The organism is Roseateles sp. P2_H4, assembly GCF_056403315.1.
This window is the reverse complement of the sequence record NZ_JBFUFR010000041.1, coordinates 12952-34519: the sequence shown is the minus strand read 5'-3', so window position 1 is coordinate 34519 and position 21568 is coordinate 12952. Positions and strand designations below refer to the sequence as shown.

Annotated in this window: 20 protein-coding genes and 1 tRNA gene; 6 read left to right on the top strand and 15 right to left on the bottom strand. The window is 68.4% G+C overall.

Annotated features, from left to right (window positions below; translation table 11 throughout):
* The first annotated feature begins 89 nt into the window (after positions 1 to 89).
* From AC1DW3_RS24785 to AC1DW3_RS24770, 4 genes are all read left to right on the top strand, one after another.
* Positions 90 to 680 carry an outer membrane beta-barrel protein gene (locus AC1DW3_RS24785; protein ID WP_477935915.1) on the top strand — a complete coding sequence of 197 codons (591 nt, stop codon included), beginning with the start codon at positions 90 to 92 and terminating at the stop codon, positions 678 to 680.
* 136 nt (positions 681 to 816) lie between these two features.
* Positions 817 to 1284, top strand: coding sequence for a (2Fe-2S)-binding protein (locus AC1DW3_RS24780; protein WP_477935913.1), 468 nt, complete (start codon positions 817 to 819; stop codon positions 1282 to 1284).
* Positions 1281 to 3596, top strand: coding sequence for a xanthine dehydrogenase family protein molybdopterin-binding subunit (locus AC1DW3_RS24775; RefSeq protein ID WP_477935911.1), 2316 nt, complete (start codon positions 1281 to 1283; stop codon positions 3594 to 3596). The genes AC1DW3_RS24780 and AC1DW3_RS24775 overlap by 4 nt, the downstream gene beginning before the upstream one ends.
* Positions 3597 to 3614: 18 nt before the next feature.
* Positions 3615 to 4394, top strand: a complete 780-nt coding sequence (locus AC1DW3_RS24770) for an SDR family NAD(P)-dependent oxidoreductase (protein WP_477935909.1) — start codon at positions 3615 to 3617, stop codon at positions 4392 to 4394.
* 7 nt (positions 4395 to 4401) lie between these two features.
* Here AC1DW3_RS24770 and AC1DW3_RS24765 read toward each other — a convergent pair whose 3' ends face one another.
* From AC1DW3_RS24765 to AC1DW3_RS24735, 7 genes are all read right to left on the bottom strand, one after another.
* On the bottom strand, positions 4402 to 5229 hold the full coding sequence (locus tag AC1DW3_RS24765; protein WP_477935907.1) for an alpha/beta fold hydrolase: 828 nt from the start codon (positions 5227 to 5229) through the stop codon (positions 4402 to 4404).
* Between the two features lie 8 nt (positions 5230 to 5237).
* Positions 5238 to 5924: a response regulator gene (locus AC1DW3_RS24760; protein ID WP_477935905.1), complete on the bottom strand. Its 687-nt coding sequence runs from the start codon at positions 5922 to 5924 to the stop codon at positions 5238 to 5240.
* Complete coding sequence (locus AC1DW3_RS24755; RefSeq protein ID WP_477935903.1) at positions 5921 to 7204, bottom strand: sensor histidine kinase; 1284 nt, start codon at positions 7202 to 7204, stop codon at positions 5921 to 5923. Before AC1DW3_RS24755 ends, AC1DW3_RS24760 begins: the two co-directional genes overlap by 4 nt.
* Positions 7205 to 7216: 12 nt before the next feature.
* Positions 7217 to 9277, bottom strand: coding sequence for an SPFH domain-containing protein (locus AC1DW3_RS24750; protein ID WP_477935901.1), 2061 nt, complete (start codon positions 9275 to 9277; stop codon positions 7217 to 7219).
* A gap of 141 nt (positions 9278 to 9418) precedes the next feature.
* Complete coding sequence (locus tag AC1DW3_RS24745; RefSeq protein ID WP_477935899.1) at positions 9419 to 9988, bottom strand: PEP-CTERM sorting domain-containing protein; 570 nt, start codon at positions 9986 to 9988, stop codon at positions 9419 to 9421.
* A 275-nt stretch (positions 9989 to 10263) separates the two neighbouring features.
* Positions 10264 to 10587, bottom strand: a complete 324-nt coding sequence (locus AC1DW3_RS24740; protein WP_477935897.1) for a hypothetical protein — start codon at positions 10585 to 10587, stop codon at positions 10264 to 10266.
* Positions 10588 to 10598: 11 nt separating this feature from the next.
* Entirely contained in the window at positions 10599 to 10799 is a 201-nt protein-coding gene (locus tag AC1DW3_RS24735; protein ID WP_477935895.1) for a hypothetical protein, read from the bottom strand.
* A 439-nt stretch (positions 10800 to 11238) separates the two neighbouring features.
* Here AC1DW3_RS24735 and AC1DW3_RS24730 point away from each other — a divergent pair, with 439 nt between their 5' ends.
* The gene (locus tag AC1DW3_RS24730; RefSeq protein WP_477935893.1) at positions 11239 to 11925 is read left to right on the top strand and encodes an N-acyl amino acid synthase FeeM domain-containing protein; all 687 of its coding nucleotides are present in this window, start codon (positions 11239 to 11241) and stop codon (positions 11923 to 11925) included.
* Between the two features lie 18 nt (positions 11926 to 11943).
* Here the strand turns inward: AC1DW3_RS24730 and AC1DW3_RS24725 are convergent, their stop codons facing one another.
* The 4 genes from AC1DW3_RS24725 to AC1DW3_RS24710 are packed head-to-tail and all read right to left on the bottom strand — an operon-like array spanning position 11944 to position 16734.
* A complete protein-coding gene (locus tag AC1DW3_RS24725) occupies positions 11944 to 12978 on the bottom strand; it encodes a bifunctional nicotinamide-nucleotide adenylyltransferase/Nudix hydroxylase (protein ID WP_477935891.1) in 1035 nt (344 codons plus the stop codon).
* Positions 12975 to 14687: an NAD+ synthase gene (locus tag AC1DW3_RS24720; protein WP_477935889.1), complete on the bottom strand. Its 1713-nt coding sequence runs from the start codon at positions 14685 to 14687 to the stop codon at positions 12975 to 12977. Before AC1DW3_RS24720 ends, AC1DW3_RS24725 begins: the two co-directional genes overlap by 4 nt.
* Positions 14684 to 15880, bottom strand: coding sequence for a nicotinate phosphoribosyltransferase (gene pncB, locus AC1DW3_RS24715; protein WP_477935887.1), 1197 nt, complete (start codon positions 15878 to 15880; stop codon positions 14684 to 14686). Before pncB ends, AC1DW3_RS24720 begins: the two co-directional genes overlap by 4 nt.
* A gap of 11 nt (positions 15881 to 15891) precedes the next feature.
* Positions 15892 to 16734 carry a cysteine hydrolase family protein gene (locus AC1DW3_RS24710; RefSeq protein WP_477935957.1) on the bottom strand — a complete coding sequence of 281 codons (843 nt, stop codon included), beginning with the start codon at positions 16732 to 16734 and terminating at the stop codon, positions 15892 to 15894.
* Positions 16735 to 16859: 125 nt separating this feature from the next.
* On the opposite strand from AC1DW3_RS24710, the gene AC1DW3_RS24705 reads away from it, so the two are divergent.
* Entirely contained in the window at positions 16860 to 17528 is a 669-nt protein-coding gene (locus AC1DW3_RS24705; protein ID WP_477935885.1) for an NUDIX hydrolase, read from the top strand.
* Between the two features lies 1 nt (position 17529).
* Here AC1DW3_RS24705 and AC1DW3_RS24700 read toward each other — a convergent pair whose 3' ends face one another.
* From AC1DW3_RS24700 to AC1DW3_RS24685, 4 genes are all read right to left on the bottom strand, one after another.
* Positions 17530 to 18867: a type II toxin-antitoxin system HipA family toxin gene (locus AC1DW3_RS24700; protein ID WP_477935883.1), complete on the bottom strand. Its 1338-nt coding sequence runs from the start codon at positions 18865 to 18867 to the stop codon at positions 17530 to 17532.
* 2 nt (positions 18868 to 18869) lie between these two features.
* Positions 18870 to 19112, bottom strand: coding sequence for a DNA-binding protein (locus tag AC1DW3_RS24695; protein ID WP_477935881.1), 243 nt, complete (start codon positions 19110 to 19112; stop codon positions 18870 to 18872).
* A gap of 304 nt (positions 19113 to 19416) precedes the next feature.
* Positions 19417 to 19493, bottom strand: a tRNA-Arg gene (locus AC1DW3_RS24690).
* A 13-nt stretch (positions 19494 to 19506) separates the two neighbouring features.
* Positions 19507 to 21504 carry an OPT family oligopeptide transporter gene (locus tag AC1DW3_RS24685; RefSeq protein WP_477935879.1) on the bottom strand — a complete coding sequence of 666 codons (1998 nt, stop codon included), beginning with the start codon at positions 21502 to 21504 and terminating at the stop codon, positions 19507 to 19509.
* Between the last annotated feature and the right edge of the window lie 64 nt (positions 21505 to 21568).

Sequence of the window (21568 nt, the reverse complement as noted above, 5' to 3'; positions counted from 1 at the left end):
CGAAACACAACTCGGCCGCCGGCACCGAAATGCGAAGCACGGCAGCCCGGCCACCTCTTCATCCGCTTCGACAACTCCAAGGAAACACCATGAACCGCATCCAACTCGCCACGCCCCTGCTCTGCATGCTCGCCATCTCCTCGGCCTGGGCCGGCAACACGGACACCACCACGCAGGAATCCGGCCCCTACGTCGGCGCCGCCCTCGGCCGCACCTCGTTCTCGGCCAAGAACCTCGGCCTGCCCAAGACCGGCAGCGACGAATCCGCCCAGGCCAGCAAGGTCTATGGCGGCTATCGCTTCAGCGATCGCCTGGGTGTCGAAGCCGGCTATGTGCGCCTGGGCAACGCCGTGGAGACCCTGACCGTCGGCAACAACGCGGTCTCGCAAACCGTGAAGGCCCGCAGCCTCTACGTCGCCGCCACCAGCCGCCTGCCGCTGTCCAGCGATTTCGCGCTGACCGGCAAGGCCGGCGTCTCCTTCGGCAGGGCCAGCGGCAGCAACGTGCTGCCGGTAGCGGCCGACATGACGGGTTCCAAGCGCTCCTTCATGTGGGGCATCGGCGCCGAGTACCAGCTGACGAACGCGCTCGCGCTGACGGCCGACTTCGACCACTTCGGTCAGGTCTCGAACAAGATGCGCGCCAACCTCTTCAGCGCCGGCGTCCGTTATCGCTTCTGAGCCTCAAGCCTCCAAAAGCCCTGCCCGGCCTTGGCCCGGCAGGGCTTTTCCGCGTCACGTGCACGCCGCGCCCAATCCTCGAATAATCGGCCGGCCCCGAGGCTCGGAGCAGGTCCAAACAAACACGGAGACTTCGATGACGACATTGCAGATCAATGGCCAGTCGACGACGGTGGAGGCCAGCGACGAGACGCCGCTGCTGTGGGTGCTGCGCGACCACCTCGGCATGACCGGCACCAAGTTCGGTTGCGGACTGGCGCTGTGCGGTGCCTGCACGGTGCACCTGGACGGCCAGCCGGTGCGCGCCTGCCAGACGCCGCTGTCCGCCGCGGCGGGCAAGCGCGTCGTGACCATCGAGGGCGTCGGCGCGACGAAGACCGGCCAGGCCGTTCAGCACGCCTGGGTCAAGCTCGGCGTGCCGCAGTGCGGCTACTGCCAGGCGGGTCAGATCATGAGCGCGACGGCCCTGCTGGAGCACAAACCCAAGCCGACCGACGCCGACATCGACGCGGCCATGAGTGGCAACCTCTGCCGCTGCGGCACCTACACGCGCATCCGCAGCGCCATCAAGACGGCCGCCGGCCTGGAAGGCGGTGCCGCATGAACGCCTTCATTCCCCAGCAGCTGCTGAGTGACACGGGCCTGAGCCGCCGCGCGCTGCTGAGCGCCCTGCCCTTGACGGGCCTGGTGCTCGCCGTCGGCCTGCCCGGCATGGCGGGCGCCGATGAACCCAAGAAATACGGCGGCGACGGCATGCCCCACGGCATCCAGGACAGCCCGCGCACCTTCGTGGCGATCGCGCCCGACGGCACGGTCAGCATCGTCGTCAACCGCTCCGAGATGGGCCAGGGCGTGCGCACCAGCCTGCCCAAGGTGCTGGCCGACGAGCTGGAGGCCGACTTCGCGCGCGTCAAGGTCGTGCAGGCCCCGGGCGACGAGGACAAATACGGCAACCAGGACACCGACGGCTCACGCAGCATGCGGCACTGGTTCATGCCCATGCGCCGCTGCGGCGCCGCCGCGCGCGCCATGCTGGAGCTGGCTGCGGCCCAGGCCTGGGGCGTACCGGTGGCCGAGGTACAGGCCGGCAACCACGCCGTCACGCACAAGGCCAGCGGCCGCTCGCTGGGCTATGGCGCACTCGCCGAGGCCGCCGCCAGGCTGGACGTGCCGGCCCGCGACAAGCTCAGGCTCAAGGACCCGAAAGACTTTCGCTACATCGGCAAGCAGGACAGCCACCTGGTGGACGCCGAGGTCATCGTCACCGGCAAGTCGCAGTACGGCATCGACACGCGGCTGCCGGGCATGCTGTATGCCGTCGTCGCGCGGCCACCTGTGCTGGGCGGCAAGCTCAAGTCCGTCGACTCTTCCGAGGCGCTGAAGGTGCCGGGCGTCGTCAAGGTCATCGAACTGGCGGGCACGCCGCCGCCGTCGGAGTTCCAGCCGCTGGGCGGCGTGGCCGTCGTGGCCAAGGACACCTGGGCCGCGATGAAGGGCCGCGAGGCGCTGAAGATCGTCTGGGACGATGGCCCGCACGCGAGCTATGACTCGGCCGCCTTCCGCAAGGAACTGGAGGCCGCCGTGGCCAAGCCGGGCGGCAAGGTGGTGCGCAATGACGGCGACGCCGAAGCCGCCCTGGGCAAGGCCGCCAGGCGCGTGGCGGCGGACTACTACGTGCCTCATCTCGCGCACGCGACGATGGAGCCGCCGGCCGCCACCGCGCGCATCGTGGACGGCCGCTGCGAGGTCTGGACCTCGGTGCAGTCGCCGCAGGCCGCGCGCGAGCGGGTCGCCCAGCGGCTCGGCCTGGACCTGGCCAAGGTGACGGTCAACGTGACGCTGCTCGGCGGCGGCTTCGGCCGCAAGTCCAAGCCCGACTTCGCCGTCGAGGCGGCGCTGGTGTCGCAGGCCATGCAGGGCGTGCCGGTCAAGCTGACCTGGACGCGCGAAGACGACCTGCATCACGACTATTTCCACACCGTCACCGCCCAGCACCTGGAAGCGGGGCTGGACGCCAAGGGCCGGGTCACCGCCTGGCTGCAGCGCGCGGCCGAGCCGACCATCCTGTCCATCTTCGCCCCCGACCCCAAGCAGTTGGCGGAGTTCGAACTGGGCCTGGGGCTGATCAACCTGCCCTATGCGATCCCGAACGTGCGCATCGAGAACCCGGCCGCGACGGCGCATACCCGCATCGGCTGGCTGCGCTCCGTCAACAACATCCAGCATGCCTTCGCGGCCCAGTCCTTCGTCGCCGAACTGGCCCACGCCGCCAAGCGCGACCACCGCGACTTCCTGCTGGAATTGCTCGGCCCGCCGGCGCAGATCCCGCCGCCGCAACTGGGCGACGGCTGGAACCATGGCGAGTCGCCCAAGCTCTACCCGGTCGACACCGGCCGGCTGCGCGGCTGCATCGAGCGCGTCACCAAGGAGGCCGGCTGGGGCCGCAAGCTACCCAAGGGCCAGGGCCTTGGGCTGGCGGCCAACTACAGCTTCGTGACCTATATGGCCGTCATCGTCGAGGTGCGCGTGTCGCCCAAGGGCGAGCTCAGCATCCCGCGCATCGACGTGGCGCTGGATTGCGGCCCGGCCATCAACCCGGACCGCATCCGCTCCCAGGTCGAAGGCGCCTGCATCATGGGCCTGAGCCAGGCGCTGTACAGCGAGATCACCTTCAAGAACGGCCGCGTCGAGCAGAGCAACTATCACGACTACGAGATCGCAAGGCTCAATATCGCGCCCAAGAAGATCGCCGTGCACATCATGCCGAGCAAGGGCTACGACGAACCGCTGGGCGGCGTCGGCGAGCCGGCCATCGGGCCCATCGCACCGGCGCTGATGAACGCGATCTTCGCGGCGACGGGCAAGCGCATCCGGCAGTTGCCGCTGAAGGACCAGCTGACGGCGAAGAAGGCCTGAGGCGGCTGGAGAAGACGCATGGCCAGGGCAGGCAAGGTCGCACTGATCACCGGCGGCGGCACGGGTGTCGGCGCCGCCACGGCGCTGATGCTGGCCGGCAAGGGCTACGACCTGTTGATCAACTACTCGCGCAGCGCGGACGAGGCCGCAGCCTGCGCCGCGGCCTGCCGTGCGGCCGGGGCCGACGTGCTCGTGAAGCAGGGCGACGTGGCGCAGGACGGCGACTGCCGCGCGCTGGCGCAGGCCGCGCTGGAGCGCTGGGGCCGCATCGACGCCCTGGTGAACAACGCCGGCGTGTCGGTGTTCGGCGCCGCGGCCGACTGGGACGCGCTGGACGCCGACACCTTCCAGCGCATCCTGGCCGTCAACACGCTGGGCAGCTTCCAGATGGTGCGCGCCTGCGTCGACGCGCTGAAGGCCGCGCAGGGCTGCATCGTCAACGTGTCGTCGGTGGCCGGCGCGCTGGGCGTGGGCTCGTCCATGCCCTACATCGCGTCCAAGGGCGCCATCAACGCGATGACGCTGCACCTGGCCCGGTCCCTGGCGCCCGCCGTGCGCGTGAACGCCGTGTGCCCCGGCCTCATCACGTCACGCTGGTTCGTGCAGGGCGTGGGGCAAGCGGGCTACGAGGCGGGCCTGAAGGCCTATGAAGCCGGCGTGCCGCTGCAGCGCGCCTGCTCCCCCGAGGACGTGGCGGAAGCCATCGTCTGGCTGGTGGACGGCGCCCGCACGGTCACCGGTGAGCTGCTGATGCTGGACAGCGGCATGCACCTGGCCGGCGTGAAGCCGCCGCGCTGAGCTGTCGTCAGCGGCCCAGCAGCCCGGCGTCCTGCATCACGCGGGTGAAGGCTTCCGGCGCTTCCAGCGACGGCAGGTGGGCCGTCCCCGGCAGCGCCACGTGGCGCGCACCAGGGATGCGCGCGGCCATCTGCCGGCAGCGCTGCACCAGATAAGGCAGGTCCAGGTCGCCGCACACCACGCACGTGGGCACGGCCAGTTGCTCCAGCCGCGGCCAGGCGTCGGGCGCGGGCTGCAGCTCGCCGATGGCAGGCGCGTGCAGCGCGATGCGGTTCATCGCCAGGAACAGCTCGCGCGCGGCGCCGCCGACCCGGCCTTCGGGCTGGCCGGGGCCATCCAGCCACAGGCGGGCCTGCAGGCGGTTGACCTCGTCGAGCTGGCCAGCGGCGCGGGCGGCCTGGGTGGCGTCGTTCAACTCACGGCTGGCGGCATCCAGCTCGGGCGTGGGGTCGGGTGCGCCGGTGACGGCAGGCGCCACCAGCGTCAGGCCGGCCACGCGATCGGACGAAGCCAGCGCGAAGTCGATGGCGATGCGGCCGCCCAGCGAGCAGCCCACCAGCTCCACGCGATCCAGCCGCAGCGCGTCCAGCACGGCGCGCAGGTCACTCACCCAGGCGTGCGGGCGGGCGACGGTGACACGAGTCTGGCCAAAGCCGCGGCGGTCCATGCGCAGCGCCGACCGCAGGCCAGCCGCGGCAGCCATGGCGCCGTCCCACAACCGGCCGTCGGTGACGCCGGCATGCAAAAAGACCAGCGGCGCGCGGCCATCGTCGTGGGGGCGGTATTCGACGGCCAGCTCGGCGCCGTCGACGGGGATCCAGTGGGTGACTTGCACGAGGGAGATCAATTCGGTTCGGCGATGCGGTAGCCCACGCCCGGCTCCGTCAGCAGCACGCAGGGCTCGGCAGGCTCGACCTCCAGCTTGGCGCGCAACTGGCCCATGTAAAGGCGCAGGTAGTGGGTCTGCTCGGTGTCGTCCGGGCCCCAGACGTCGGCCAGCAGGCGGCGGTGGGTGACGACCTGGCCGGCCTGGCGCACCAGGCGGGCCAGCAGCTTGAATTCGGTGGGCGTCAAGCGCACGTCGACACCGTCGCGACGTACGCGGTGGGCGGCCAGGTCGACCTCCAGGCCGGCACGGCGGTACATCGTGATGGCCGGCTGGGCGACGGTGCCACGGTGGCGCAGCGCCACGCGCAGCCGCGCCAGCAGCTCGCCGATGCCGAAGGGCTTGACGAGATAGTCGTCCGCCCCGGCATCGAGCAGGCGGATCTTCTGGCCCTCGACCTGGCGGGCCGAGATGACGATCAAGGGCGTCGAGCGGTCGCGGCGCAGGACCTGCAGCAGCTCCTCACCGTCGCCGTCGGGCAGGCCGAGGTCGAGCAGCACGGCGTCCAGGTGGCCGGCATGGGCGAGCTGGGCCATGGCGTCGGCGAGGCTGGCGGCGGTCAGCACCTCGTAGCCCTCCACGGCGAGGGCCTCGCGCAGCGTCACGCGCAGTTCGCGGTCGTCTTCGACAAGCAGGAGTTTCATCCGGCGGCCTCCGGCAACTCGGGCACCGCACGCAGCGGCAGACGCAACTCGAAGCTGCAGCCGCCATGGCCGCGCGGGCGCAGGCTCAAGGAGCCCTCATGCGCCTCGGCAATCGCGCGGCACAAGGCCAGGCCCACGCCCGAGCCCGGCGGGCGTTGCGAAAAGGCGGCCAGGTCGCCGCGCTGGAAGGCATCGAAGACGCGGTCGCGCCAGGCCGGGTCAATGCCCGGACCGCGGTCGCGCACGGCGAACAGGGCCTCGCCGCCCAGGCGACGCACCACCAGCTCGACCGGCGCCGTGGCCGGGCTGTACTTCAGCGCGTTGTCGACGAGGTTGTCCAGCAGTTGAGACATCAGGGCCGCATCACACCACAGCAGCGGCAGCCCCGGCTCGATGCGCGCCTTCACGCGCTCGCCGTCCGGCCGGCGGCGCACGCGGCGCAGGGCCGCACCGACGATCTCCTCGGCCGACTCCCAGTCGCAGCGCAGGGCCACGCCCGGCGCGCCCAGCCGGGCCAGCTGCAGGGTGTTGTCGGTCAGGCGCACGAGGCGGGCCGTCTCGTCGACGATACGGCTGGCCAGCTCGCTGCGCTGGGCCGCCGTCAGCCTGTCGCCCTGGGTCTGCAGGGCCGAGGCCGAGCCCATGATGGTGGCCAGCGGCGTGCGGTAGTCGTGAGAGATGGCGGCCAGCATGGCGTTGCGGGTGGACTGGGTCTCGGCCAGTTCGCCGGCCAGCCGGGCCTCGTCCTGCACGCGGCGGCGCTGCAGGGCCAGGCCCATCTGGTCGCACAGGGCCTGGGCATGGGCGAGCTGGTCGATGGCCAAGGCCTCGGTGCCCAGGCCGCGCAGCGTCACGGCGCCCAGGGCCGCATCGCGGCCGCGCAGCGGCAGATAGAGGTCGGGCTCCTCGGCATGGTGGGCCGTGCCGGGGCCCAGCGCCCGGCCGCTGTCGGCGCACAACTGCAGGCCGGCCAGCGCATTGGCATCGGGCTCGCCGACGACGATGTCCTGCGCACCCGGCGACGGCCGCAGCAGCGCCGCGGTGGCCAGGCCGGTGTTGCCGGCCAGGGCCTGCAGCAACTCGTGCACATGCACCTCGGGCTGGTCGGCATCGCGCATCAGGTCACCGAACTCGCGCAGGGCGCGTTCCAGCTGGGCGGCCCGCTGCGCGGCGCGCAGGCCCTCCCAGGCCTGGCGCAGCTTCCAGCCCACCCAGGCGAGCGCCATCAGCGAACCGGTGGCAATCCAGGGCAGGAACTGGACGATGGGGCGGGGAATCATGGGCGGCGCAGTTTAGGTGGCCTCCACGACGACCTGGGCCGGCTCCGGCCTGGCCAGGCGGTCCTTCACCAGGCCGGCCAGCAGCACGTCCACCAGCGTGCCGCCCTGCCCGCCCGTTTGCGCACCGCCCGCCACCAGCACTTCGGGCACCAGTTGCACGCCGGCGCCGGCCAGGGCCTGGGCGACCTGCACGATGGCGTAGTTGCCCGACTCCATGGAGCCGATCTTCTGGCGGATGACCTCGGCCTCGGCTTCACCGATGGCCAAGGTGCGACCAGCTTCGGCCTGGCCGGTGACACGCGTGACCTCGGCGTCGGCCTCGGCCGTGATCTTCTTGGAGCGCGCCGCACCGTCGGCCGTCTTCACCGCCGCCTGAGCGTTGAACTCGGCCATCGCCACCTTGCGCTCGGCGTCCACCACCTGGGCCTGGGTGCGGGCCAGGGCCGTGGCCTGCTCGAGCTGCTGGCGCACGCCCTGCGCTTCCATCTGGATCGTGAAGGTGACCTTCTCCTGTTCGGCCAGCTTGCGGTCGGTCAGCGTCTTCATCAGCTCGGCGGGCGGCACGATGTCGCCGATCAGCGTCTCGACGGCACCGACGTCGTAGGCCTTCAGCGCCGCGGCAATCGCGGCCTTGGCTTCGGCCTGACGCTCGCTGCGCTTCTTCAGGAAGTCGATGACGTCAGAGTTCTGCGCGGCATTGCGGAAGTAGTTGCCGATGGTGGGCTCCAGCACCTGCGTGACCAGGGCCTCCATGCTGCCGAAGCGGGCGATGACCTTGGGCGCGTCATTGCGCGGGATGTGGATGATCTGGCTCACGTCCAGGTTGAAGGTGAAGCCGTCGGCCGAGCGCACGGTGATGGTCGAGAGATTCGCGTCCAGCTTGTGGGCCTCGGTCTTGCCGGTGGCCCAGTTCAGCACGACGTTGGCCGTGGGCACCACGCGCACCTTGTGGGTGTAGGTGTTGATGGCGTATTTGCCGGGGTCGAGCACATCCACCCAGACGCCCTTCTCGCCGCGGCGGACCATGTTGGCGTGGCGGAAGCCCTCGCCCGTGACGTCCACGCCGGGCGTGCCGACGAAGGCGACGACGACACCGACGGAGGCGATGGGCACTTCGGTCATGTCGATGATCTCGACGGTGGCGAACATCGGGTTGATGAAGTAGCGGCCGGCCAGCAGCACCTGCTCCTGCAGGCCCTTGGTGCCGCCGGCATTGACGAAGGCCTGGGGCTCCTGGAAGAGGTTGTGGCCGGGCACTTCGGGGCCGGCAATCTCACCGGTGGTCAGGGACGCACCTTCGCGCGTCGTCACGATGCCGACCTTGTTGTCGGGCACGTCGGTGACCTGCACCTGCGCGACCTTGAACAGGCCGGGGTTGATGCGGTACTTGCCTTGGGGAATGACGCTCATCTGCGGGCCACGCTCGCCACCGCCGTCCATGAAGGCACGGGCGTCCTGGAAGCTGTCGCAGGCCACAGCGCGGCCGATGACACGGCCACCGGCCAGCGGGCGGCCGTCGCGCGCCTCGACGATGCCGATCTTGCCGGGCTCGATGATGGTCATGCGCTCCAGGCGCACGGTGAACAGCAGCGTGTTGATGCGCCAGGCACCGGGGGGCACGACGCTGGTCTGCAGGCCACGCTCGCCACTGGCGAGGAAGGCGCGGGCGTCCTGGAAGTTGTCGCAGGCCACATGGCGGGCCAGCACGCGGCCGTCCGGCAGCGGCGCGCCGTCGCAGGCTTCGACGATGCCGATGGCGTCATCGGGCACGACGGTGAACTTGACCAGCTCGACCTCGTACTGCCACGGCCACAGGCCGAGGTGCAGGCCGGGGGCCAGCGTGTCGGCCTGCAGGCCGGCTTCGCCGAACAGCGCGACGATGCGGCCAGGCGGCAGTTCGCGGTGGCTGCCGAACAGCACGAAGCCCTTGGTGACGGTGCCGATGGAATCGTCGGGCACGATGACGAAACCGAACAGGCGCAGCGTGCGCTTGTAGAAGACCAGGGCCAGCAGGGCTGCGACCACGAGGGCGGTCAGCCAGGGGTGAACGACGGGGAAGGACAGGATGTCCATGTGAGGCCACTGTTGTGAAGGAGCCTGCACTCTCGGCGGCACCGCGTTAGGGCCACATAAGGACGCCGCGGTCGTTGCGGCAAAACAAAAGGCGCCGGGCCGAAGCCGGGCGCCCTGGGGGGCGAAAGCGTGGGCGCGGCGTCAGCCGCGACGACGCCGGGCAGCGCCGCCGCAGGCCAGCAGCGCGACACCGGCCAAGGCCAGCGAAGCCGGCTCGGGCACGCGCGCAGCCGTCGTGATGTTGAAGGAGTAGAACGCCGCGTTCGTACCGTTGTAGAAGTTGGCAGTGTCGAAACGGAAGCTGGCCGTGCTGTCCGTGAAGCTGAAGCTGCCCAGGCCGCCGGCCGCCAGGTTCTTCGACGAGGCCAGTGCGAGCGCCGAGATGGACTCATCAAAGCCGGACAGGTCCAGGAAGAAGGAGCCCGCGGCGCTGTTCGTGGAGCCTGCAAAGCTGATGGTGATCGCCGTGTTCGAGATGTCGATGCCCACGAATAAGCCGGACGACGAGCAGTTGTTGGCCGACGGGCCCACGCAGGCAGCAAACTCGCCGCCTGCCCCGACCGTGGCAGAGGCCGGCCCGAAGGTCTTCATCTGTGTGGCGCCGGTGGCCGAGGCGTTGAAGTCCACCGTGGTGCCCACGAGGCCGGCCTGGGCCGAGGAGGCGGCCAGCGCTGCAAGGGCCGCAATGGCCAACGTTTTGTTGAAAAGCATGTGTGAGTTCTCCGGGGGTAGAAACTGACTTGATCACGCCGCCCAGCAAAGACGAGGCACTGATGTCCCAGAGGCGGCCCCGGGATAAAAGTAAGTTTCCGTAAGCAATTATCGAGCCGTTGAGCTAACCCATTGATTTATTGGATGGAAAGATGTAACGACAGGCAGCGCTGTCAATTTAGCCGACACCCTGCCCACCCCGGTGGGCAGGGTTTTCACGGTGAGGCACGCAGAGGCGCGCGAGCTCCGAGCACTCCTTCATGTGTCGGGGAACATCAGTGCGAAGCCACATCAGCAAGCGCCCTGACCCGGTGGAAGCGGCAGTACTGCCGCCGCCAGCCCTCATGGTCCCTGGCGTCGACGACGGTGCGCCACTGCATATTGGCAGCGGCGTCCTCGCCATCGGCACAGGTCGGCACGATGTGTCCGATCACATGGCCCGGGCAGACACCCGCGGTCTGGCCGGTCGCCGGGCAAGGGTTGGAGCGCTTGAATTCCGCCACGGCGGCGCTGGGCCGCTGCGGCCTCGCGTCGGCCAGCGGTGCCATCACCAGCAGTGCGGCGCCAACCAGGGCTGCAGCGACGGCGGCGACCGCCAACGTCAGCGCCCTCACAGCACCACCCGACGAACGTCGATTTCGGTGTCTTCCCACACCATGGCATCCGGCTTGGGCAGATCGACCGGGCCGCCGAAGAAGCCGATGGGCACGGCTTCTTGCGGACCAGTCTCGTGCAGGCGTTTCACGCGGCGCATCGCGTCGCGAATCTGCAGGACCGAGTCCTGGGCCAGGGTCTGGAAGGGAATCTGCATGGCGGGCTCCGTTGTCGAGAACGACAGTCTCGGCAGCAGCGGGCCATGCGGAAATCACCCTTAGGGGTGCAGCAGGGCGATGTGCTGGGGGGTGCCTCCCCCTCGCATCCCTCCAAAGGGGGATGGCAAAAAAATGCCCCGGCCAGTGGCCGGGGCTGCAATCGCTGGGACGCCTGAGAGGCCGTACCAGTGGTCTGCTCAGGGAGGGAGAAACAGACAAGCTCAGGTTAGCGCGACGAGGGCCGCACTGATGTAGGACGTCGCCGCAGCAGCGAGAAACATGCGCTGACAAACGACACGCCTCGCAACCGGCGCCGCGTGAGAAATCTCATGAGACAAATGCCACCGATGTATCGGTCTGTGAGACCCCACCCATTCAGGGGGGTGACTCCCTAGACTGCGCCGCTCGCGCAATTCAGCGCGGAAAAGGATGCAGTCCATGGTCCCTGTTGTTGAAGCGCGGCGCAGCCCGCCGCCCCACGCCTTTGCGGGCGCTGCGCTGGACATGAACAGCGACTTCGGCGCGCTCGATGGCGAGGCGCTGGGCCTCGTCGAGCGCCGCTATGGCGACCGCGGGCTGGTCATCTCGCGTGAGCGCTACAGCAGCCGCAACCAGGACGGCGACATCGTCTGCACCGGGCGCGACGGCGACCAGATCGTCGGCACCCTGTCCGTGCGTTTCGACGGCAAGGGCGGCCTGCACGCCGACCTGCTGTTCAAGGCCGAACTGGACGAATGGCGCGCCGCGGGCGTCAAGCTCTGCGAGTTCGGCGGCCTGGCCGTGGACAAGCATTCCCACGACCCCAAGCGCGTGCTGGCCCAGATCTTCCACCTCGGCTATCTGCACGCCCACCGCCGCGCGCGCTGCGAACGCCTCGTCATCGAAGTCAACCCGCGCCATGTGGGCTTCTACCGGCGCTGCCTGGGGCTGGTGCCCTACACGGCCGCCCGCCACAACCCGCGCGTCGATGCGCCGGCCGTGCTGATGAGCATCGATTTCGCGACCATCCGCGAGCAGATCGCGCTGTGGGGCGGCCACCCCGACTCGCTGGCGTCGGCACGAAGCCTCTACCCGCTGGCCTGGGACGAGGCGACCGAGGCCACGATGCTGGCTCGCCTGCCTTGAACTAAGTTGGGCGACGAGTCATTCCACCGGCAGCAGGGCCAGGAAACGGTCCAGCATGTGGAAGTGGTCGTCGAAGAACTGTTCTTCCATGCCCGCCAACTCGGCCACCGGCACCCAGCGCGCCTGGGCCGCATCGTCTGCTCCCTGCACTTCGGGCAGCTCGCGCTCACCCAGGTCGAAGTGATGGGCATGCGTGATGGTGCGGCCGCGTTGGCTGCGGTCCGGGTGATCGAACACGGCCACGCCCAGCAGCGCCTGCTGCAGCGTCTCGGGTAGCAGGCGCAGCCCGGTCTCCTCCTCCAGCTCGCGCACCGCCGATTGGTAAAGGGTGTCGCGCGGCTCGACAAAGCCGCCGGGCAAGGCCCACAGGCCCTGGCCCGGGTCCTGGGCGCGCTGGATCAACAGCACATGGCCGGCGCATTGCAGCACCAGGTCGACGGTGACGAAGACCGGCGCATAGGGCGCTGCCGCCCATGCCTGACGGTAGCGCTTGAGCATGGCCCACTCGCGCCGCAGCGCAGCCAGATACGGCAGATGCGCCCAGGCCTGCATGAAGGACCGCGTGCCCGGCGGCACCTGGTCGACCCAGCTGGCCAGCACGCCGTCCAAATCCTCGGGTTCGGCCTCGAACAGCGCGGCACGCAGGTCCGTCGCGTCCACGCGGTGCTGGCGCGGCAGGCTGTGCAGCTTCCACGGCGAGAAGCGGCGCAGATAGTCGCTGGTGGCGTCCTTGAAGTGGCCGACCAGCGTCACGTCGGCATTGCCCACGCGCTGCTGCACCGCGCCGCGCACGGCCTGCACCCAACGGGCTTCGTCGTAGAGGTCGCGCAAAGGCACGACCTCCACCCGTTCGCGTTCCTCCTCGCTCAGGGCCAGGCGCAGCATCTCGGCGCGCTCGGTCCAGCTGAAGGGGTGGCGCGGCGAGCGCGCCTGATGGGCCGAACCCAGCATGACGATGACACGCGGCGCCTCGGCCAGCGCCGCGCGCAGCAGGGCGAGATGGCCGTTGTGGACGGGTTGGAAGCGGCCGATGACGATGGCGACTTCGCTCATGACAGCACGCTCGGAAAAACCGCCGCGATCGGCATCTGCCGCCCCTGACCGAAGGCCCTCGCGCGCAAGCGGATCAGCGGCGGTGCCTGGCGGCGCTTGTACTCGCTGCGCTGGATCATGCGGGCGATCCGCTCGATCAGCGCCCTGCCCTCGGGCGTTGCGCGCAGGGCCGCCATGCGGGCCTCGGCGGCCTCGCGCTCCCCGCCCGCCAGGCGTTCGCCTTCGATGAGCACCTTGAGCATCTCGTCCAGCACGGGGTAAGGCGGCAGGCTGTCGCTGTCGCGCTGGCCCGGCGCGAGTTCGGCCGACGGCTCCTTCTCGATGATGGCCGTGGGGATGAGCTCGCGCCCGGCCGCTTCGTTCAGGTGGCGCGACAGCGCGAAGACCTCCGTCTTGTAGAGGTCGCCAATGAGGCCGAGGCCGCCATTGGTGTCGCCGTACAGCGTGCAATAGCCGACCGACACCTCGCTCTTGTTGCCCGTGGTCAGCAGCAGGTGGCCGTTGGCGTTGGAGTAGGCCATCAGGATGGTGCCGCGCACGCGGGCCTGCAGGTTCTCCAGCGTCAGGCCCTGCATGGGCGCGCCGAAGCTGTCGGCAAACTGGGCCTTCAGCGCCTCCACGGCGGCGTGGATGGGGTGGTTGAGCAGCTGGATGCCGAGGTTGCGGCACAGGGCTTCGGAGTCCGTCACCGAGCCGCTGGACGAGAAGCTGGACGGCATGGTGATGCCGACCACGTTGTCCGCGCCCAGGGCCTCGGCGGCCAGGGCCAGGGTCAGCGCGCTGTCGATGCCGCCCGAGCTGCCGACCACCGCCTTGGTGAAGCCGCAGCGGCGGGCGTAGTCGCGCAGACCCAGCACGGTCTGGGCGCGGTAGAAGGCCATGGCGCTCAGGCCCGCCGGCTCGGGCCGCGCGAGGCGGCTGCCGTCCGGTTCGACAAAGTGCCCTTCCTCGAAGCCCAGCGTGCGGACCGACTCGACGAAGCGCTCCGCCTCGAAGACGACGCCTGCCTCGGGCTCGACGGCGAAGCTGGCGCCGTCGTAGACGAGCTGGTCATGCCCGCCGACATGGTTGACGTAGAGGACCGGCAAGCCGTTGCGCCGGGAGGCCGACGCGAAGACCTGGTGGCGCTGCTCGCGTTTGCCGATGTTGCTGGGGCTGGCGTTGATGCTGATGACGAAGTCGGGCGCCGCATCGCGCAGCCGCTCGAAGGGGTTGACGCCATAGTCGGCACCGCCGTCATTCCAGCCGTCTTCGCAGATCAGCAGGCCGACCTGGGCCGAGCCGATGCGCAGCACCTTGGCGACATCGGGGCCGGGCTCGAAGTGGCGGCGCTCGTCGAAGATGTTGTAGGTGGGCAGCAGCTGCTTGGCATAACGCAGCAACACCTCACCACCCTTGAGCGCCAGCAGACCGTTCTCCAGCTTCTTGCCGGGCCCTTCGCGCGTCAGCGGCGCGCCGAACACCCAAGTCAGCTCGGGCAGCTCGCGCGAGGCCGCGCGCAGCGACTGCAGGCCCGCTTCGATCTGGCGCAGGAAGGCGGGTTCATCCAGCATGTCCCCCGGGTAGTAGCCGCTGACGGCCAGTTCCGGAAAGACGACCAGCTGCGAGCCGGCCCAGGCCGCCTGGCGCGCCGCGGCCACCATGCGGGCCACGTTGCCGGTCACGTCACCCACCGTGAGGTTGAGCTGGGCAAGGGTGAGCTTCATCATGACTTGATGCCAAACACCTGACGCAGATAGGCCAGGAAGGTCTCGTCGTCGCAGAGCGTCTTGCCGGGGCTGTCGCTGAGCTTGGCCACGGGCTGGCCGTTGGCATGGGTCAGCTTCATGACGATGTTCAGCGGCGTTGGCCCCAAGTCGTTGCTGAGGTGGGTGCCGATGCCGAAGCCGACCTGCACCCGATCAGCGAAATGACGATACAGCTCGATGGCCTTGGTGACGGTCAGCCCGTCGCTGAAGACGAGGCGCTTGGTGTGCGGGTCGATGCGCAGCTTGGCGTAGTGGGCCAGCGCCTTCTCGCCCCAGGCGACCGGGTCGCCGCTGTCGTGGCGCAAGCCGTCGAAGAGCTTGGCGAAGTAGAGATCGAAGTCGGCCAGGAAGGCATCCATGCCGACGACGTCGGTCAGCGCCGTGCCGAGGTCGCCGCGGTACTCCTGCACCCAGTCTTCCAGCGCGGCCTTCTGGTGGTCGCGCAGGCGCACCGTGCCCAGGGCCTGGTAGGTCTGCAGGTATTCGTGGGCCATGGTGCCGATGGGCACCAGGCCCAGCTCCTTGGCCAGCAGCACGTTGGAGCTGCCCTTGAAATGCTGGGGCAAGGCGTCGCGCAGCTGGGTCACCACCTCGCGCTGCCAGGCGCCCGAGAAGCGGCGGCGCAGGCCGAAGTCGAACAGGTCGAAAGGATGGCGCTGCGGCCGCGGCTCGGCCGCGAAGGCCTGCAGCGCGGCGATCTTGTCGTCCAGGCGGCGCTGGCCTTCAGCGCGCACGGCGGGGGTATCCAGGCGGCGGAAGTAGAGCTCGTTGACGATGGCCAGCACCGGGATCTCGAAGCCCATCACATGCACCTGCGGGCCGCGGGCGACGATGTTGAGCTGGGCGCCGTCGGTCGTCACTTCGACGAAATCGCGCTGGAACTTGAAGATGCGCAAGAAATCGACGAAGTCGCTTTTGATGAAGCGCAGGCCCTTCACATAGGCCAGCTCATCGGCGCGAAAACTCAAGCTGCACAGCGCCTCCAGCTCGCGCTCGACGTCGGCCTTCAACTCGGCCAGCGGGTAGCCCGGCTGGTTGCGGCAGACGAAGCGGTACTCGGCCTGGGTTTGCGGATGGCGATGCAGCAGGGTCTGCCACATCGTGAACTTGTAGAGGTCGGTGTCCAGCAGGCTGGTGATGACGGGAGTGCTCATGCTGTTGCTTCTCAAATCTCGGTGCTGAGGGCCAGTTGCAGGCCACGTGCCTGCATGGCAGCCAGGAACTCGGCCTGCTGGGCCTCGAAGCCTGCCACAGGGCTGATGCAGTCGGTCAGCAGCACCAGCTTGTTCATGCGACCGGAAGGCAGATGGGCCGCCAGATGCTCGACGGTGGCGCGCACGCAGTGGCTGCCGGCCTCACCGGCGATGAGCACGCGATCGAAGCGGTCCAGCTCGGCCAGCAGCGCCTGGTTCAGTTCAGTGCCCTCGTCGTCAGGGTCGGGCACCTCGGCCTGAAGCGCGCTGTAGTGCTCGGTCCAGGGGTTCTCGCCCTTGGTGACGACTTCCACCGAGCGCCCCTGCCCGTCCGACCAGGCGTCCAGTTGCGCCTGCAGGCCGGCGTGCACGCCATGCCCCCAACTGCCCATCTGGCAGTGCACGGGCCAGACCATCAGCGTGTAGCGGCCGGTGGCTTCCAGTGCGTCGAGATAGGCCAGCACGCGGTCGAGCTGGGCGGCATCACGCGGCAGATAGGCGCCGGCGCGCACCTGGGCCGCCGTGATGGGCGTGAAGGGTCCCGGCGCGCGCTGGTTGGCCGTCTCCACCCAGAAGCCCGGGTGGGCGATGTCGATACGGTGGTGGGAGTCCAGCGTCACGGTGACGGCGGCTATCGCGCCGCCCAGGCGCTTCACCAGGCTGGCCGCGCGCTGCAGGTCGGCGTGGGCGCCGGCCACCGGCAGCGCCGGCTTGATGAGCTCGCCCGTCACCGGCGAGCGTGGCAGCCAGTCCGGCGGCAGGTCGCAGAAGTCATTCTGGGGATCGATCAGCAGCAGATGCGTCTTCATGTGCATGTCCTCTTGTGGTGTGGCCACATGATAACTCCACTTAAATTAATTTTGCAACTAAGTAGTCGCCGAGCAGCCTTCGGTCCCATTGAAGGCTTATCCTTGCTTCGGTGAACAATTCAACGAACTCCTTGACGGACACCCGGCTGATCTGCACGGTCGACATCGTGCTGCTGACGCTGCGCGAGGGCCAATTGCAGGTCATGCTGCTCAAGCGCGACCGCGAACCCTTCGAAGGCGCCCTCGCCTTGCCGGGTGGCTATGTTCACACCAATGAAGACCAGGGCTGCGAGGATGCCGCCCAGCGCGTGCTGCTGCAAAAGGCCGGGCTGCAAAGCCCCTACCTCGAGCAACTGGCCAGCTTCAGCGGCCCCGCCCGCGACCCGCGCGGCTGGAGCGTGTCGGTGGCCTATTTCGCGCTGGTGGCCACGCCCGAGGCCAGCCAGCCCGGCCAGCACTGGCTGCCGGTGGACCGTCTGCCCCAACTGCCCTTCGACCATGGCCGCATCGTCGTCGCCGCCGCCGAGCGCGTGCGCAACAAGAGCCAGTACTCGTCCCTGCCCGTGCACCTCTGCCCCGAGCCCTTCACGCTGCCCGAACTGCACGCCATCTACCAGGCCCTGCTCGGCGAGGCCATCAACCCGGTGAGCTTTCGCCGCAAGATGGACGAACTGGCCATCCTCGAAGCGGTACCGGGCGCCAAGCGCGCCGACGGGCCGCACCGGCCGGCGCAGCTGTATCGGCTGAAGGAGGAGTTCAGGCAGACGCTGCGGCTGGTGGGGCGGGGGTTGAATGCCTGAGTCAGTCCTTGGCGGGCGTTCTCGATCGAATGAAGAGGTGCTTGCGCCCTCTCCTCGGGTTCGCAGCTACCGCGTAGTCCTGCGGCGAAAAGCCTTCGCGCTGGGAGCGCAAGGCGTCGCCGTCGACATGCTGGGCGGTCGAGGCGATATCTGCCTCCGACACCCCGCACGCCTTGAAGTGCTCTCGCCAACCGTTCACGGCTTGAATCACCCTGGCGACCTCTTGGGCTGCGTCGGGTGGTTGCAGGCCGAACGCCGCGCACTGCGACATCGCATTGCTCAGCGTCGAATCATGCCCTTCGGAGCCACAGACGAACTCCTGGTATCCATGCGCCCCTGCCGAGGGCAGGACATCGTATGCCGGTGAAAGTCTGTAGCGGCCGTTGCTGCGTGGCTCGACGACCATCAGCGAATGGTTCTTCTCGTGGTCGTCCGTGTTGTCGATCAGGATGTTGAACACCATGCGACGGAACAACTCTCGGGCATCAAGCTGGTTCACTCCTGCGGTCGCGACGCCGGCCCGCCTCAGCAAGAGTGCAAGCGCGGGGTAGGAAAGCTCAGGATCGTCAGCGTCCGGGGCGACGGCTCGCAACGCCGTTCCGGCCGAAATGCTGTGAATTCGACGCTGACCGTCGCGGTCAAAGCGCCGGATGGCAACGGCGTGGCGCCGGCGAAGCGGGATGGGCAAAGTGTCGGCCACGGCAATGCCGGCAAGCTTCGCCAAAGTCATGGCCGCGTGCTCGATGAGCGGTGAATTCAGTGGGTCGTCCTTGCGCGGAAATTTGACGACCCACTCATCACCCTCGATCTCCATCAGAGCCTTGGGCTGAGCGCCTCCCAGTGTCCCGCCCGCGGAAAGGATGCGCTGCTCCGCAACGGTGAGCGGCTCGGATGCCTCCAACTTGGCGACAACCTCGCTGACCGTTTGCACCATCTCGAGCCGCGGCAGCGCCTGGCCGCGATGAGGAAGGTATGCGGCGTCGGAAGTCGAGACACCCAATGCGCCAAACCGATCGTCTCCTGCATAGAAGAGGTACTCCATCAACGACAGCCGCGCCGGCTTGTCGACGTATCTGATCACCCGCTCGCCCCACCGATCGGGCCTCGCGTCGTCGACGGCCCCGACCGCTCGAGGCGAATCAGCCTGCAGCCGTCCTCGCGGCGCGTACTCGCCGTCACTCAGCGGCAGGTCTTCGCTCAGCGGGAAACCGGCATCGAGCCAGGAGGCGCTGTATTGCAGGGCCACGCCGCGGCCCGATTCCACGAGGCGCAACTGTCCAACGAGTACCGGCGAGCGGGGATCCTCGATGTACCAAAGGAAGAGGATGTCGTGCCGCATGGCTACTTGGGCTGACGCGCCTTGCTGGTGATGGCAGCCTCGGCGGTCGACCGTGCGCGATCCTCGGCAAGCTCGATGGCTTCCCTGACGCTGAGTTCCAAGGCGCCCCTGTCATGCTCGGGCGCCGCAAGCCGCGTCAACTCGCCGTCTCGCCCAATCAACCAGAGCGCCGTCGCGACGATGCCCACGCTGACCGAAGGATCCCCAGCCTCCAGCCGCAGCAACGTGGGGATGGTGATCCCCAATCGCTTCGCCCAGGTTCTCAGGGATTCCCTTCTTCGAAGCCTGGCGACCGTGAGGTCAGCCCCCAGCCGCTGCAAGGCATTCGCAGTCGCCGGAGGCATCTGAAGGATTGCTTTGGAAAGCTTAGGCATACAAATAGAATTTACCTCATCGCGACGCTTTGGTATGTTCTATTTGCACGAACCTAATCTAACCCGCCTTTTCTCTCGCCAAAAGCGGCAGCAAGCCGAGGCGCGCGTCTGGGAACAAAAAAGCGCCTAAGCCCTTGAAGGGATTAGACGCTTTGGGAGTCGCGGGACTTGAATTTGGCCTGCCCGGAGGGACTCGAACCCCCGACCTGCTGCTTAGAAGGCAGCTGCTCTATCCAGTTGAGCTACGGGCAGACAGAACAGGCGATTAGATCAGCACGCCGATGATCGCGTCGCCGATGCCCATCAGGGCGGCACCGGAGATCAGGCCGGCGCAGATGGGCTCCATGCCTTCGACCCAGATGCGGTGGCCGCGGGACTCGGCGGGGGCGTTCTTGTACTTCTTGGCCAAGTACCAGAACATCAGCGCGCCGACGAACATCATGAAGGTGGCTTGCGGCGGCAGCGTGACGCCCAGGCCGATGGCCACGGCCGACAGGCCCGACTTGCCCTTGGTGACGATGCGTGCCAGCTCGATGACGATGGCCGCCACGGCCGCGACGCCCATGGAGATCAGCGCAGAGGTGGGCAGGCTCTTCAGGCCCTTGGCGATGATGTCGGCCACGCCCTTCCATTGCAGCGCAGCGGGGAAACCGAACTGGTCGGACACCATGCCAGCCGCGCTGGCAGCGCCGTTCGCATCAGGCTTGATGAAGAGCAGGAAGAACAGCGGCACGCAGACCAGCACGCCAGCCAGGTTGCCGATGATGTGGCCGATGGCCTGGTGGCGCGGCTTGCCGCCCAGCATGTAGCCGGGCTTGATGTCGGACAGCAGGTTGGCCGCGTTGGAGGCGATCTCGGCCGTCATGCCGGCGGGCAGCAGGTTGGAGCCGGGGTTGGTGCGGTCCAGCGCGCCCATCGTGAACTGCGTGATCTTGGACAGCGATCCGGTCGGCGTCCAGGACGTCAGCGCCATGGAGTTGGTGCAGATCACGGTCAGCACGAAGATCAGCGGCAGCGACACGATGGCCAGCCACAGCGGCACGCCGAAGAAGGCATGCGTGGCATAGCAGCCCATCAGGCTGACGACGGGCACGCCGATCCAGCTGATCCACAGCGGCACCTCGATGTCCTTGAGCAGGTCGCTCTTGGGCTCGGCCTTGGCAGCGATCTGCGCCGGGGTCTTGCGCTTGAACGCACTCGTGAAGATCTCGGGCTTGGCCAGCAGCGACACCAGGGCGCCCACGACCATCATCGTCACGCCCCACCACAGCGACCATTGGTTGACGATCTCGACGCGGTTCAGCGGGATGAGCACGCCATTGGCGCCCAGGCGCGGTGCGATGTCGCCGGCCTGGATCATCAGCGGCGCCAGGATCACGAAGTTGACGATCACGCCCACAAAACAGCTCGCCGCCACCGCGAGGCCCATCAGGCCACCGGTGCCGATCAGCGCGGCGTCCACCACCAGGCGCAGGCCCAGGGTGCGGAAGTCGGTGCCCAGGATGCTCGGGATGAAGCCATGCGCCTTGACGGCCCAGGCGTAGTAGTAGTCATCGATGCGCTCGTGCAGATGCCAGGGCTCGGCCATGCCGGCCCACTTGTCCATGGCCAGCAGCTTGAACTGGACCAGCTTCATCCAGCCCTCGCCGCAGATGCCCTGCAGCAGCGCCGCACCGCCGGCCACCCAGCCCAGCAGCTTGGCCTTGAACATGCCCTCGCTGCCCTTGCCGTGGTACAGCGAGTCGAGCACCACGCCGCAGGCGCGGCCTTCCGGGAAAGGGGCCTGGTCTTCATTGATGAAGCGGCGCTTCAGCGGGAAGGCCAGCAGCACGCCCACCAGCGACACCAGGAACATCCAGATGGCGATCTGCCACCACAGCGGCACATGGCCCGTCACCAGCATGTAGGCCGGCAGGCTGGAGATCAGCGCCGTGGTCACATAGCCCGACGCCGTGGCGATGGACTGGGTGCAGTTGTTCTCGAGGATGGTGTAGTCCTGGGCTAGGCCGGCCGCGTGCAGCGCACGGAACAGCGCAAAGGCCAGGATGACCGACGTGAGGCCAACGCCGAGGGAGATGCCCGTCTTGGCGCCGATGTACAGGCCGGTGGAGGAGAGCACACCGCCGAGCAGGAAACCGGTGATGCCCGAGCGCAGCGAAAGCTGGGCCATGTCGCCGCGGAAGACGTTCTTGAACCACCACTCGTCCTTTTGGGCGCGTGACATGGTGGCGATCTGCTCGTCGGTCAGGTGTTGAATTGCCATGGGATCACGGCGGCGCTTGTGGCGCGGCCTGTTGAACAAAGCTGGGGATTGTCCCGGCCGACCG

Bases quoted from the DNA above. Each gene is read 5' to 3' on its own strand.
- AC1DW3_RS24780 (WP_477935913.1), top strand. From the start codon at position 817: ATGACGACATTGCAGATCAATGGCCAGTCGACGACGGTGGAGGCCAGC.
- AC1DW3_RS24745 (WP_477935899.1), bottom strand. From the start codon at position 9,988: ATGCTTTTCAACAAAACGTTGGCCATTGCGGCCCTTGCAGCGCTGGCC.
- AC1DW3_RS24730 (WP_477935893.1), top strand. From the start codon at position 11,239: ATGGTCCCTGTTGTTGAAGCGCGGCGCAGCCCGCCGCCCCACGCCTTT.
- AC1DW3_RS24710 (WP_477935957.1), bottom strand. From the start codon at position 16,734: ATGCACATGAAGACGCATCTGCTGCTGATCGATCCCCAGAATGACTTC.
- AC1DW3_RS24770 (WP_477935909.1), top strand. From the start codon at position 3,615: ATGGCCAGGGCAGGCAAGGTCGCACTGATCACCGGCGGCGGCACGGGT.
- pncB (WP_477935887.1), bottom strand. From the start codon at position 15,880: ATGAGCACTCCCGTCATCACCAGCCTGCTGGACACCGACCTCTACAAG.
- AC1DW3_RS24750 (WP_477935901.1), bottom strand. From the start codon at position 9,277: ATGGACATCCTGTCCTTCCCCGTCGTTCACCCCTGGCTGACCGCCCTC.
- AC1DW3_RS24725 (WP_477935891.1), bottom strand. From the start codon at position 12,978: ATGAGCGAAGTCGCCATCGTCATCGGCCGCTTCCAACCCGTCCACAAC.
- AC1DW3_RS24755 (WP_477935903.1), bottom strand. From the start codon at position 7,204: ATGATTCCCCGCCCCATCGTCCAGTTCCTGCCCTGGATTGCCACCGGT.
- AC1DW3_RS24775 (WP_477935911.1), top strand. From the start codon at position 1,281: ATGAACGCCTTCATTCCCCAGCAGCTGCTGAGTGACACGGGCCTGAGC.
- AC1DW3_RS24785 (WP_477935915.1), top strand. From the start codon at position 90: ATGAACCGCATCCAACTCGCCACGCCCCTGCTCTGCATGCTCGCCATC.
- AC1DW3_RS24760 (WP_477935905.1), bottom strand. From the start codon at position 5,924: ATGAAACTCCTGCTTGTCGAAGACGACCGCGAACTGCGCGTGACGCTG.
- AC1DW3_RS24735 (WP_477935895.1), bottom strand. From the start codon at position 10,799: ATGCAGATTCCCTTCCAGACCCTGGCCCAGGACTCGGTCCTGCAGATT.
- AC1DW3_RS24720 (WP_477935889.1), bottom strand. From the start codon at position 14,687: ATGATGAAGCTCACCCTTGCCCAGCTCAACCTCACGGTGGGTGACGTG.
- AC1DW3_RS24685 (WP_477935879.1), bottom strand. From the start codon at position 21,504: ATGGCAATTCAACACCTGACCGACGAGCAGATCGCCACCATGTCACGC.
- AC1DW3_RS24700 (WP_477935883.1), bottom strand. From the start codon at position 18,867: ATGCGGCACGACATCCTCTTCCTTTGGTACATCGAGGATCCCCGCTCG.